Source organism: Halorubellus litoreus (assembly GCF_055378595.1).
In genome coordinates this window covers 283036-295795 of the sequence record NZ_AP043835.1, presented here as the reverse complement: position 1 = coordinate 295795, position 12760 = coordinate 283036, and the positions used below count along the sequence as shown (strand labels likewise).

The 12760-nt window shown below is 66.7% G+C and carries 8 protein-coding genes; 3 read left to right on the top strand and 5 right to left on the bottom strand.

What is annotated here, in order from left to right; all coding sequences use genetic code 11:
• The first annotated feature begins 128 nt into the window (after positions 1-128).
• The 3 genes from ACZ48X_RS03965 (at position 129) to ACZ48X_RS03955 (ending at position 2368) form a co-directional block, all read left to right on the top strand.
• Positions 129-923: an electron transfer flavoprotein subunit beta/FixA family protein gene (locus ACZ48X_RS03965; protein WP_336351687.1), complete on the top strand. Its 795-nt coding sequence runs from the start codon at positions 129-131 to the stop codon at positions 921-923.
• Positions 920-1876: an electron transfer flavoprotein subunit alpha/FixB family protein gene (locus ACZ48X_RS03960; protein ID WP_336351688.1), complete on the top strand. Its 957-nt coding sequence runs from the start codon at positions 920-922 to the stop codon at positions 1874-1876. Before ACZ48X_RS03965 ends, ACZ48X_RS03960 begins: the two co-directional genes overlap by 4 nt.
• Positions 1877-1954: 78 nt before the next feature.
• Positions 1955-2368 carry an acyl-CoA thioesterase gene (locus ACZ48X_RS03955; protein ID WP_336351689.1) on the top strand — a complete coding sequence of 138 codons (414 nt, stop codon included), beginning with the start codon at positions 1955-1957 and terminating at the stop codon, positions 2366-2368.
• Between the two features lie 18 nt (positions 2369-2386).
• On the opposite strand, the gene ACZ48X_RS03950 is transcribed toward ACZ48X_RS03955, so the two are convergent.
• The 5 genes from ACZ48X_RS03950 to ACZ48X_RS03930 all read right to left on the bottom strand — a co-directional run bounded on the left by ACZ48X_RS03950 (position 2387) and on the right by ACZ48X_RS03930 (position 12760).
• Positions 2387-3166, bottom strand: coding sequence for an enoyl-CoA hydratase/isomerase family protein (locus ACZ48X_RS03950; RefSeq protein ID WP_336351690.1), 780 nt, complete (start codon positions 3164-3166; stop codon positions 2387-2389).
• A 66-nt stretch (positions 3167-3232) separates the two neighbouring features.
• Positions 3233-3592 carry a nuclear transport factor 2 family protein gene (locus ACZ48X_RS03945; protein WP_336351691.1) on the bottom strand — a complete coding sequence of 120 codons (360 nt, stop codon included), beginning with the start codon at positions 3590-3592 and terminating at the stop codon, positions 3233-3235.
• 777 nt (positions 3593-4369) lie between these two features.
• Positions 4370-5017 (bottom strand): helix-turn-helix domain-containing protein, encoded by a 648-nt coding sequence (locus tag ACZ48X_RS03940; protein ID WP_336351692.1) that lies wholly within the window; start codon positions 5015-5017, stop codon positions 4370-4372.
• 85 nt (positions 5018-5102) lie between these two features.
• The gene (locus ACZ48X_RS03935) at positions 5103-5357 is read right to left on the bottom strand and encodes a hypothetical protein (RefSeq protein WP_336351693.1); all 255 of its coding nucleotides are present in this window, start codon (positions 5355-5357) and stop codon (positions 5103-5105) included.
• Between the two features lie 338 nt (positions 5358-5695).
• Positions 5696-12760: a 3-keto-alpha-glucoside-1,2-lyase-like domain-containing protein gene (locus ACZ48X_RS03930; protein WP_336351694.1), complete on the bottom strand. Its 7065-nt coding sequence runs from the start codon at positions 12758-12760 to the stop codon at positions 5696-5698.

Here is a 12760-nt window from a genome sequence, read left to right as displayed (position 1 = left end):
AACGTGGGCAGCGTCGTCGCCGCGAGCACCCCCGGTGTCGCGGTGGGGACGTCAGCGGTGCGTAGGCCGCCACCACCGGTGTGTGCATTGGGAACGCTTATCGAGGATGCGATGAAACTAGTTGCCTGATGAAGATACTCACGACGGTCAGCGAGGTCCGCATCCTCGACGACCAGTTCGAGGTAGACGGACTCGACGTCAAGAACCGCTACCTCACGTACGAGTTGAACGAATGGGACGACTACGCGCTCGAGGAGGCGGTGCAGTACGCGGAGGCGAGCGACGAGGACGTGGAGGTCGTGACGGTGACCGTCGGTCCCCAACGCGCTGAGGAGACGATCCGGCAGGGACTCGCGAAGGGCGCTGACCGCGCGATCCGCGTCTGGGACGACGCACTCGACGCCGAGTCGGTGCTCGGTCCGCGTTCGAAGGCACAGGTGCTCGCTGCGGTCGTGGCCGACGAGGACCCCGACCTCGTGCTGACGGGCGTGCAGACGGGCGACGCGGCGTGGGGCGCGACCGGCGTCGCGCTCGCCGCCGCGGTCGACTACGCGTGGGCGGCCGTCGTGAACGACCTCGACCTGGACGCGAGCACCGGACAGGCGTCCGTTCACCGCGAACTCGAGGGCGGACTCGCGGAGCTCACCGACGTCGACCTGCCCGCGGTCCTCACCATCCAGACCGGTATCAACCAGCCGCGGTACGCGAGCCTCAGAGGTATCCGGCAGGCACAGCAGAAGCCACTCGACGTCGAGACCCTCGACGATATCGGCGTTGACGCAAGCGTGCTCGACGACGGGCTCGAACTCACGGCGCTCTACGAACCGGAGTCCGAGGGCGAGGCGACCGTGTTCGAGGGGAGCACGGAGGAGATGACCGCGGAACTCGCCGCGCTCCTCCGCGAGAAGGGGGTGGGGGCATGAGCGACGTGCTCGCCGTCGCCGAACACCGCCGCGGCGAACTGCGGGACGTGAGCCTGGAGGTCGTCACCGCCGGGATCGAACTCGCGGCCGCGGTCGGCGGCGACCTCCACGTCGCCGTCGTCGGCGGCGACGTCGACGCGTTCGCCGGCGAACTCGCCGTCGAGGGGGTCGCGACCGTGCACACGGTCGCGTTCGGCGAGGACTACAATCACGACGTGCACGTCCAGGCGCTGGGCGCGCTCGTCGACGCGCTCGACCCGGGGTACGTTCTCGCGGCGAACTCCGTGAGCGCGCTCGACTACGCGCCCGCGCTGGCGGAAGCCCTCGACGCACCCCTGGTGACGGATGCCATCGCGTTCGACGCGGCCGACGACGGCATCGCGGTCACGCGCGAGTTCTACGGCGGGAAGACCGAGGGCACCCTCCACGTGACCGGGACTCCAGCCGTGGTGACGACCCGCCCGACCGAGTGGCCAGCCACGACGGCGACGGGCGACGCCGACGTCGAGGCGTTCGACGCCACCATCGACAGGGACGCGATCAGGACGGACGTCACGGGCTACGAGGAGGTCCTCGCGGGCGACGTGGACATCACCGACGCGGACGTCATCGTCTCCATCGGGCGCGGCATCAAGGAAGAAGAGAACCTCGACCTCGTCGAGGAACTCGCGGACGCCCTGGACGCGACGCTCGCGGCGTCCCGCCCCATCGTCGACAACGAGTGGCTCCCGAAGAACCGCCAGGTCGGCCAGAGCGGGAAGGTCGTCACGCCCGAGATCTACATCGCCATCGGCATCTCCGGTGCCACCCAACACATCGCCGGCATGAAAGGCGCCGACACCATCATCGCCATCAACGACGACCCGTCCGCGCCCATCTTCGACATCGCGGACTACGGTATCGTCGACGACCTCTTCGACGTCGTTCCACTACTGACGGAGGCGTTCAGCTAGAGGCAGTCCGACGCCGCCGAACCCACGTCACACGCGGGCGAGGACAACAATCAAGGCTGTGCCGGTCGTGTGTGTCGTATGGCTTTCGAGTTCGAGACCATCGTCAGAGCCGGCGATACGGACGTCACCGGGTCGATATACACGCCGCAGGTCGTCGACTGGCTCGCCCGCGGCCTCCACGACATCCGGTCGGCCGCCGGGTACTCCTACGGCGCGTACGAGGAGATGGGTATCGCGTCCGCGGCCGTGAACGTGAACGTCGACTACCTCGCCCCGATACGCATGGAGGACACCGTCACGGTCGCGATGACGCCCGACGTCGGCGAGACGTCCATCAGGTTCGACTCGACCGGCACCGTCGAGGACACCCGCGTCTTCCAGGGCTCGATCACGCTCGCGTTCATCGACGCGGAGACCCGCGACGCCGTCCGCATCCCCGACGACCTCCGGGCGGCGTTCGAAACCTTCGCGGCCGACACCACGACCGACTGACTCACGACGGGATCTGCCTCACTCGTCTTCGCTGAACGAGCGGAGTCCCTCCTTGCCCTCGTCGGTGAAGAAGTGCGCGGTGGAGACGAACTTCTCGAGTTCGATCCCCGTGTCGAGGTCCGCGGACTGACTCTGTTCGACGAGGTACTTCGCGGTCTTCAGCGTCCGCCGGCCCTTGCTGGTTATGTCCTCCGTCCAGCTGTCCCGCGTCGCCTCCAGCTCGTCGGCAGTCACCGCTTCGGTCGCGAGTCCCCAGTCCGCGGCCTCAGTGCCGGAGATGCGTTTCCCGGTGAATATGAGTTCCTTCGCGCGCTGCTGGCCGATGCGTCGCGGGAGCCGCTGGGTGGACCCACCGCCCGGCACGAGGTTGCGGTTGATGTGCTGGTCGCCGATCTGTGCGTCCTCGACGGCGATGATGAAGTCCGTGAGCAACAGCACTTCGAGCCCACCGGCGAGCGCGTATCCCTCGACGAGACTGAGCGAGGGCAGCGAGCAGTCCGCGAGCGTCTCGAAGCAGTCCTCGATCTGTGCTTCGGCGTCCCGGAGGTCGTCCATCTTGCTGTCCTTGACGAACTCGTGGATGCCGTCGATGTCGACGCCGGCACAGAAGTTCCCGCCCGCTCCGCGGATGGTGAGCAGGCGGACGGTGTCGTCCCGTTCGAGTTCCTCGACGACGGCCGCGAGCTCGCTCGCCATCTCGGGGTTGATGGCGTTGAGCTTGTTCGGTCGGTTCAGCGTGACGTGTGCGGCCTTATCGTCGTGACTACGCGTCACCGTTACGAGTGACTCCTCGGACATACTACTACACTCGACAGGTGGTGAGTTAAACGTTCGCACGCCCCGTCGAGACGGGCCCTGAATGCGCTACTTCTCGTTGATGTAGACAGTGAGCGCCGCGAGCGTTCCGTCCTCCTCGTCGAACTCGAAGACGTCACAGAACCCGACCGCGATCTTGTCGCCGCCGGGGCCGGTCCCCGAGACGGTGCCCTCGGCGAACGACGCCGAGTCGCCGTGAGCGAGATGCTCGATCTCGTGGTGAGTGTCGGCGAGACTCCGCACCTCCTCGATGTACCGGTCGATCGCGTCCTCGCCCACGAACGTCGTTCCATCGCCCGCGACGTACGTGAACTCGGCCGCGAGCAGGTCCCTGACCTCGCTCGTGTCGGTGGTATCCATCGCGTCGAAGTACGTGTCGATGACTCTCTCTCGCTCTGCGTGCTCCATGTAACGTCCTGTGACGCGGACGCACAAATATCTAGCTGGCTCCGTCGGTCCCCGCTCGGCTGAACAGGTCACCCTCGAGAGCATCCATACCAGGAGGACCAATCAATATTCTGTGTATATATAGTATCAGTCAGTTTCGTGTTTGTGGATGCAGGTGGGTGAATCGGGTGTCGCTCGAGTGGCGACACCAGCGAACCGAAGCGGGTGATCTCGTATCGGCCACAACGCGACGATGTGGGCGGTTCTCGCGTCCGGGTGGGTTTCGAACGCGAACCCTGGTGGCCAACGAACGACGTCGACCCAGCCTGCGCTCTCAAACTATTCGTGGTGCGAATCATCAGTTCCTCGCCGATGGCGACAACGCCGTCGAAAGCCAGGTTCCCGCCGGCGGGCCGGGGTTTTCTATGCGAATCACAACTGCAACGGCGTCAAACCGGAGAGATAGAGTCACTTCGAAGGAGGTCGGGACGAGACGATATCGAAACACCCAAAATAATTACAACTATTCCATCATTCTCGCTAATAGTTCAGTCTTCATATAATTATCGTTGCGTCCGTGAGAATCCTTCGTCGAGGGGTACGCTCACTGAGACCCGCAGTACATCAGCCAACCGAATGCTCGGCTCGGCTCGGAGAGGTCTCCGTCGACACGCTCCGACTCCCCGAGAGAGACGGTGCGGGTGTCGGGATGGGTGGCTGGCCGCTGCTCACTCTCTGGATTGGGGCGGGAAGTTTACTGAACGAGCACATCAGACTGGTGTCCACCCAGCGGGACGGTCAGGAGTCGAGCGGGCGGTCGTCGGTGGCGAGCAGGAACCAGTCGACGATACGGTTCGTCGCTCGTCGCAGCGTCACGCTCACCGTGGATTTGCCGACGCCGAGTTCGTCGGCGATGTCGGCGAGCGTGGACTCCCGAGGCACCTCGAAGTACCCGCCACGGAGTGCGACGTCCAGGCACTCGCGCTGGCGCGCCGTCAGGACGCCGTCGGCGGACTCGCTGTGCGTGACCGAGAGCAACTCGTAGCGGAGCGGGCTCGCGTCGAGTCGCTCGCCGAGCGCGGTGAACTGCTCGCGGGACGCAGTGACGTTGAATTCCATGGCGCCCTGCTGAACGGTCAACGGGAACTCCGGCGGGAGCGACGTCTCCCCGAGGAACGTGAACAGACCCTGCTCGGTGGTCTCGTACTTCGTCAGGCCGCGGTCCGCGTCGACGTACAGTCGCTCGAGGGAGACGATGCTGTCGTGGGCGGCGAGCGCCTCCAGCGCCGCCTCCGGGTTCGGCCCGACGACCTCGCCTAGCTCAAGCGTCCGCGACTCCAGGGGTGCGCCAGCGAGCAGCCGGAACGTGGTGTCGGGGAGCGATTGCGAGACCTCCGCGACCCAGATATCGCTCGGGCCTTCCATCCGGAACCGCGGCCGAATCATCGCCCACCACTCTGTCCGTGGCTACTACCGACACCTTGGTGGCTCATGCCCGGACCTTCGCGAGTGTGTGACTCAATCGTTCGGGTCACTGCAGTGTCGTCGACCGCTGGTACCAGAGTGCGAGCGAGTAGGCGGCGCCGGCGAAGACGACGGCGATGAGGGCGAGCAGGACGGCGAAGGCGACGTACCCGAACGCGTGGTTCGCGTAGGGGAGGCTGACGTCGCCCGGTGGTTCGGCCGCCCACGGGCTGAGGTGGACATTTCTTTGTCCAACGTGTTGGACGTATGTGTCTGGGCGGCCACGTTCCTCATGGCGACTGGAAACCGAACGGCTCAGCATCGCTACGAGAGGAGCCCAGTCTGTGGGTGTTGGCGAATAGCCTCGTTTCTGGTGGTTCAGTTCTGAGAAAGCCACAGATTTCGATACGAATCTTCCGAACGCTGGTAGTCACACAACGATACGACTAGCCTTCAGCAAGCGACGAGCGCGGTAACCGGTCAGAACGCCAGTAGGGAGTGGTCTCGCTCGGCAACGCCACTTTCGGCGGCGTTCCCTCTCTTGTGCTCAACAGAGTTCGTCGAGAGACGTTACTAAACTCATCACGAAACCGATCAAATGGAGAGGTTCAGCTCCGAGAACGATTTGATTCGGCGTCTATCATAAAGGGCGGGGGGATGTCACTCTTGGAGATCCCAGGGGAGGTCGAGCGTGACGGGGCTCTCCAAGGTGTTGTCGGTGCTCGTGGGCGCCACGGTGAGCCGGTACGCGCCGGGGGTGAGGCCGGTCGCGTCGTACAGGAGGAGGCCCGTGCCGTCGCCGCGCCGTAGCGCATCGAGAGTCTCCGTTCCGTAGCGTGCGTCTCGGAACTGTCGGACGTGCTCGACGGCGTCCTCCCGAGAGCGAACCCGGAGGAGGACCGACTCCGACGGGAGATCGGTTCCGGAGCTGGGCTGGCGGTGCGCCGCCAGCGCGTCCTGCGCCCACGACGGAGTGGTGTCCGCGAGTGAGAGGCGCGTCCCGGCGGGGAGCGGTGGTTCGTCGGCGAACTCGTGGTAGGGCTGCCAGGTCGTCGCCGGCGCCGTCACTCGGAGGTCGTGGAAGTTCGCGTCGCGGTTGGCGCGCGTGTAGGTTCCGACGCGACCGGTCCGGTGGGTGTCGTCGGTCACGTCGAACAGTAGCTCGCCGTCGAGGTACCCTCGGATGCGGTCGTCGACGCATTCGATGGTGACGAGGTACTGTTGCCCGGCCTGGAACCCGGTCGTTTCGTCGCTCCAGAGGAGCTCGACGTCGCCATCGGTCCGGGCGACGAGTCGGCGGTAGCTCCGCTGGTCGTCCATGGAGAACCGATAGCAGTTCCCGTCGGACTGATAGCGGAACATGAGACCGATCGCGTCGTCGTCTCCCGCGGCGACCCGAGCGGTCAGGCGGTAGTCGGTCCAGTCGTCGCCGGTGATGGCGTACGTGCCGGGTGCGTTCACGTCCCCGCCGACGAACCCGTAGATGTTGCTCGTCTGCCGGAGCCGGCCATCCTCGATACGCCAGTCGGACTCCTGGGTCGTGTACGGTGGCTCGTCGACGATGGTCCAGTCGTCGACGTCCCCGCTCTCGAACGCCCAGTGGTCGAGTTGCGTCTCGACTGCGCCCCCGGCGGCCTGTAATCGCTCGACTTCCGTTCGGCCGTCGGTGACGACGACGCCCGTGCGGCCGAGTGACTCGCCCGCGTCCGGGTCAGGCACGTCGAACGCGGGCACGGTATCGATGGCGCCGCGGAGTCGCCCGTCGGCGACTTCGACGCGGAGCGTCCGCTCTTCGTCCGTGGGGAGTCCAGCAGCGTTCGACCAGAGGACGGTCTCGGTGCCGTCCGCGCGGACGAGCTGGAGGCCGTCCGCGTCGCCGACGAGACGGTAGTGCGTGTCCGCGTCCTGATAGCGGAACGTCAGCCCGACGGTTCCGTCGCGTCTGGCGAGGTCGGCCACGAGGACGGTGGCGTCTGCGTCCGCGCCAACCAGCGCGCTCGTCGTGTCACTCGCCCCCTCGATGGCGTCGTCGACGGTCCACTGCCCCGGGCCGTCGCGCCGCAGGCTGTCCCGTAGGGATTCCCGACCGTCGGTCAGGGTCGGCGCGAAACCGTCGCCGGGGCGGCGGTACTCGACGGCGGTCCCGCTGAGGTCGGTGGTCTCGCGGAGCAACGCCGTCACGTTCGCGCTGCCAGGGGTGGCGTCGGTGAGCTTCAGTGCGCTCGGTGGCGAAGGCTGGTGGTCGAAGTGTGGCCCTCGTTCGACGTCGATGTCGACGGTCGACCAGTCGATTGGCTCCGGTGCGTTCACGGCGAACCCGTAGGGGGTGCCGTCGGCGTCGAGGCGGCTGACTTCGAGACGGTCGACGTCGCCCGTGGGAAGGTCGTCGACGAGCGACCGGAACGCGCGGAACTCGGCGTCGTCCGGGGCGTTCCCGAGCGCACCAGGGGTGACGTCAGCCATCGAGCCCGCCGGGTAGGTGGCGGCCCAGACCACGTCGTCGTAGCTCTGGAGGTGGTGTCTGGCGTCCGCGAACAGCGACGTCGTGAACGAGAAGCGGTAGGCGGTCGGGGCACCGGCTCGGAAGTCGTCGATGCGGACGTCGTCGAACTGGGCGTCCGGGTTCTCTCGAGTGTAGAGAGCGACGGTTCCTGCATCGGGTCCGTCGGGGTCGGTGACGGAGAAGACCACTTCGTCGTCGACGAGCACCTGGAGGTCGTCGCCGACGGCTTCGACGGCCAGCCGGTAGTCGCGGCCGGCGTCGACGGCGCCCTGGGTGGTCCAGCGTTCGTCGACCGTGCCGTCGCGGACTCGTTCGATTCGTCGCGTCCCGTCGGTGTCGAGTTCGATCCGGTAGTAGCTGTCGCCGTCGTCTCGGACGGTGAGGCCGACGCCACCGGAGCCGCCGGTACGGGTGCGGACCGTCGCTGCGAGGCGGTAGTCCGTCCACGTCGTCGGCTGGTCGCCACCGAAGTCCGGGTAGTCGGTCAGCCGCCAGCGGGCGCGTCCGCCGGGGGCGCCGGTCTGGACGGCGACCGACCGCGGCGGGATCGCCCAGGCGGTGGTGCCGCTGGCGGTCGGCTGTCTGGCGAGCGTGAGTTCGTCGGCGGTCGCGTCGATGGCGTCGATGCCGACCGTCTCTGCGTCGTCGCCGGTGCCGAGTGTCACGGTGTCCAGTCCCGCGCGGAGTGCGTCGACGACGCCGCTTCGAACGTCGAGGGTGGCACCGTGCAGCGTGCCGTTCTCGCCGCTGAAGCCGTCGTGGTGGTCGAGCGTCCAGTCGCCACCGTCGGCCGTCCAGGTGGCGTCGCGGGACGTCCAAGAGCCGTTCGACCACGTCCACGCCCCAAGGTCGGGGGTGAACCGCTCTCGGTAGAGGAGCGGCTTCAGGCGCGCCTCGTGAATCGTGTCCGGGGCGAGGACGCGCTCGTCGGCGTCGCGCAACAGCTGCTTCGTCGCTTCCATCCGCCAGTCATCGAGGTCGAGACAGGAGCTCTCGCCCGCAGTGGCGATCCAGCGGGCGGTCGCCCGGTCGAGCAACTGGGTGGGCGTCGTCCCCCACTCGTCGTCGACCGTGACGATGCGGCCGCGGGCGTCCCGGACCGGCCGGTCGTTGTCGTCGTAGAGATGGAGCGTGAGGTCGCGGCGCGCCAGCCGGTACTGGAGGTCGACGTAGTCGACGTCGAAGTCCGCACCGATCGGGTCGGTCCGATAGACGGGTCGGGGGCGCGTTGGGCGTTCGCCGTCCGCCGGCACCGTCGCGGGCGTGGTCTGGTCGACGTAGCGCGCCAGCGTCTCCACCCCGGAGGCCTCCTTCGATGGGTCGTCGGCATCACTCGACGCCTCCCCGGTCGTGGGCGTGTCCGGCGTCTCCAGGCCAGGTGGGCCGGCAGTGTGGAAGTCGTAGTAGCGACCGGTGTACGAGGTGTCCTCGTACCAGTCGAACTCGCCCTGCCCTCTGGCGTCGGTCTTGGTGACGACCTCGAGTCGATAGTCGGTGTCCGGTTCGAGGACGCGCCCGCGCTGGGAGAGCGCCTCGAGGTGGTCTCGAGCGCGCTCCAGGCGCTCGTCGGACTCCGGCGGGGGGCCCGCGAGGTCGACGTCGGACCCACAGATCTCCGAGATACCGAGCTTGCGCTTGCCGGTCGCGTCGGTGTCGCTGAACTTGAATCGGATCGTGAGGAAGGTGATGGCGTTGTCGCCCTTGGCGGTGACGACGACGGGGTCTTCGTCGCGGAACGTCTCGGTCCACTCCACGGTCACCGGCTCCTGATCGATCAGCGTCTCGATCTCGCCCTCCACGTCGTACTTCGGCGTGAAGAAGTCGAGGCTGACGGAGCGCGGCGCGTGCGGCAGCGCCAGCTGGATCTCGTAGGGGTAGCCGTCCGTGGTCTTCGCTGGCTCTTGGTCGGTCTCCTCAAAGAGGAGGGCCGCGTCGTCGAGGCGGTCCGGGCGGTCGATGGACACCGAGAGCGTCTGCGGGTTCATGACGTCACCCGGCTCGGAGAGGAAGACTCGTGGCCAGGGCTCCTCGCCGCGGTGCTCGTAGGTGAACGTGGTCCGCTCGGTCTGGTAGCGGTAGCTTCGCTCGCGCGTGAAGTCTTCGGCGAGGGTCTTGCCGTCGAAGTCGTGGCAGTGCCGCGTCGTCGGACACGGGTAGTGGGGGCGGCTCCGAGAGAGCCAGTCCTCCCAGGCGCCGCCGGTGTGCCGGCCGTACGAGAACGGCGTGCGAGCGAACAGCTCGAGTTTCGTCTGGTCGAGATCCGGGTCGGTCCCCTGCCGGCCCTCCGCGGTGCCCTGGCCCGTCGACAGGGGCGCCCAAGCACCGTCGATGTCGACCCCGTCGCCCCAGGACCCGTCCTCGTACTTCCGGAGGCGGAGTCGCTCGAGGCCGTAGCGGACTTTCACGGGGCCCTCGTTCTTCGCCGGGTCGCCGATCACTTCGCGGCTCGGGTTCGGTGGGTGCGGGTTCCCGATGGCGTCGTTTTCGTCGTGGACGGGCTTGGCGAACGAGATGTTGGGTCGGGCGTCCATCGGGACGACCGGCGCGTCCGCGGCAGGGGGGTCGCTCGGCTTCGAGACCGCGGAAACCGAGTTACCGTCGTCCGCCTCGAGTGCGGTCGGTTGCCAGTTCGACGCCAGTTTCTGGTGGCCGACGCCGACGTCGTCGACGACCGCGGGCGTCGTCGGCGGGTCCTTCGTCGGCCCCCACTCCAGCGTGATCGTCGCGGATGGGTCCGGGAGCGGCCACGGCGTCGAGATCGACGCGCTGAACGACGCCTTGAGGTGGAACGGGTCGAACACCTCGCCCGATATCTTGACGTCGAGCGAGCGCGAGAGGCCGACGCCGAACGCCGACACGCCGACCTCGCCGTGGACGTGGACGTTCCCCGTGAAGTGTGCGGGCTCGAAGCTGACGACGGCGTCGCTGTCGACCCAGGACTCGAGAGTGACCGACAGCGGCCCGACACCCCACTCCTTGTCGTAGCCGTACCAGAAGCCGATGCCGAGTCGGTCCTGGTTCAGCATGAAGTAGCCGTTCGCCGTGAACACGGAGAGCGCCTCGGCCCGGACGCGAGCGTCCTTCGGCTGCTTCTTGCCGATGTGGACGTACCACGCGCTCGGGTCGGAGAAGCTGTAATAGGCCGCCGCGGACGCGGCGATGTCCAGGAGTTTGCCGTCGGGGCCCTCGCGGTACTGCGCGTCGATGCCGAACGTGAGCGAGCCGGCGCGGCCGTCGAACAGCGCCATCGCCTGGAGCGTCGCCTCCTTGTCGACCTCGGTCCCGGGCTTGAGGAACTCGCCACGTCCCTGGAGCGTGACTATCGGTCCGGGGAAGACGACAGCGAGGAGCATGTCCGTCGCCCACGAGGTGCCAGCGTCGGGGAGCGTCCCGATGCGGGTGCCGAGACCGAACCCCATCGCGCCCGCGGCGGGCTCCCACTTGTCGCCCAACGGCTGGACGCCCTTCGTGCCGTGGGAGTGATACCAGCTCTCGTCGGTGTCGACGGAGTACCACTTCTGCTCGCCCGTCTTGTCGGGCTCCATCTGGCTGGCGAACAGCCCACGGAACCCGTACACCGCGAGGCCAGTGATGTAGATCGGTATCCCCCCGGGGAGGCCGACGTCCACGTAGATCCCCATGAACCGGACGTCCTCGCCGTCGATGGTCGTCTTCCCGAAGATCACCTCCGCGTCGATAGTCATGTCGAGCGTGACCAACCGGAGGTCGATGGCGCCACGGAAGACCTCGCCCTCGAGCGACACCTCGCCCTTGAACTCCAACGTCCCGGGGATGGTGAACTCGAGCCCGATGCCGTCGAGCGAGACCCCGACACCGCTCTCGCCGCCCCACTCGAACCGCAGTCCATCCACCGAAGCGCCGGCCGCGATCTCGTCGGTGAGCTTCACGCCACCACTGAACCCGACCCACCGACCGCCGTCGTCCGTCTTCCCGAACCCGACCTGCGTGATCTCGAGGGTGGCGACACCGATCTTCGCCTGGTACTGGTCACCGAGGTCGATCCACCCGCCGTCGACGGAGACGTTCCCCTCCGCGTCGACCGTCAGCGCCTCGACCTCGACCGGTGGCAGGTCGATGTCGGCCTCGATGTTGTCCGGCCGAGGTTCGATACGACCGCCGACGGTGACCGCCGGGACGTCGCTGATCTCGATCCCGATACGCTGGAGCTTCATCCTGAAGTGCTCCTTCTCGACCGTCTGCAGCGAGCCGTCGTCGTCGGCGAGCGAGACGGTGAGGCTCCCTTCAGGGTCGATTCCGATATCGACGTCGACCGGTTCGTCGAAGAAGGGCACGAGGATCTGGCCGGTGATTGAGCCACCGGCCGGGACGTTCTGGACCAGTTCGAGCGAGAGATTCGAGATGCCGCCCTCGAACTCGGAGACGCCGCCCGACAGCGGCCCGCTGAACGTCTGCGAGTTCTCGTCGTAGTCGAGCTGGAGGTCAGCGCCGATCGTTCCCGTGACGCCGCCGGTCCCCAACCCCAGGCCGTCGATGTTGATTGACCCTTCGAAGACATCGGGAATCTGTACCGATGCGCCCTTGAACAGCAGTCCCTGCCAACCCTGCTGGGCGGACTCGGGTTTGATCGGAGTGCCGCTTTGATCGGTCTGGTCACCCGAGATGTTGAACCGGATGTCGGCACCGTCGATGACGACACCCGTATCACCGATCTCGCAAGTCGGGAGCTGGATCCCTGTACTGCCCGAGGCAGGCGTCTGGAATTCGACCGACCACTCTTGATCGTGATGGATGTTGACGCCGAACTGAAGCGGGACCCCAACTGTCCCGTCTTTGGGTTTGATCTCGGTGTCACCGTCGTTCGTAACGAGCTCGACCGGTTTGAGGAGTGATCGATTGACGGCCAGGCTCAGGACGGTCGTATTGAGGGAGAAGTCGACGATTGGCGGCTGATCGTCCCGCCATTCGATGTGCCCTTCAACCTCAACGATGCCCGTGTTCGATCCACTGCCACGCCCCAAGACGAGTTCGACACCCGAGAGGAACGGCAGGGACAGACTGGCTTCTGCCATCACCTTCCCAACGAGGCGAAATCGCCCATCATCGGGGGTTGCAACAGTATCGTACTCGACCAGGGCGACGTTATCGAGCACGTTCTGGCCGTCCGAGGCGAACAACTCCTGTGGAATTGCTTCCTGCGGTAACAGCGCCGACAGCGGCGTGTACGTGGTTATGTCCGCCAT

Bases quoted from the DNA above. Each gene is read 5' to 3' on its own strand.
- ACZ48X_RS03965 (WP_336351687.1), top strand. From the start codon at position 129: ATGAAGATACTCACGACGGTCAGCGAGGTCCGCATCCTCGACGACCAG.
- ACZ48X_RS03960 (WP_336351688.1), top strand. From the start codon at position 920: ATGAGCGACGTGCTCGCCGTCGCCGAACACCGCCGCGGCGAACTGCGG.
- ACZ48X_RS03955 (WP_336351689.1), top strand. From the start codon at position 1,955: ATGGCTTTCGAGTTCGAGACCATCGTCAGAGCCGGCGATACGGACGTC.
- ACZ48X_RS03950 (WP_336351690.1), bottom strand. From the start codon at position 3,166: ATGTCCGAGGAGTCACTCGTAACGGTGACGCGTAGTCACGACGATAAG.
- ACZ48X_RS03945 (WP_336351691.1), bottom strand. From the start codon at position 3,592: ATGGAGCACGCAGAGCGAGAGAGAGTCATCGACACGTACTTCGACGCG.
- ACZ48X_RS03940 (WP_336351692.1), bottom strand. From the start codon at position 5,017: ATGATTCGGCCGCGGTTCCGGATGGAAGGCCCGAGCGATATCTGGGTC.
- ACZ48X_RS03935 (WP_336351693.1), bottom strand. From the start codon at position 5,357: ATGCTGAGCCGTTCGGTTTCCAGTCGCCATGAGGAACGTGGCCGCCCA.
- ACZ48X_RS03930 (WP_336351694.1), bottom strand. From the start codon at position 12,760: ATGGCGGACATAACCACGTACACGCCGCTGTCGGCGCTGTTACCGCAG.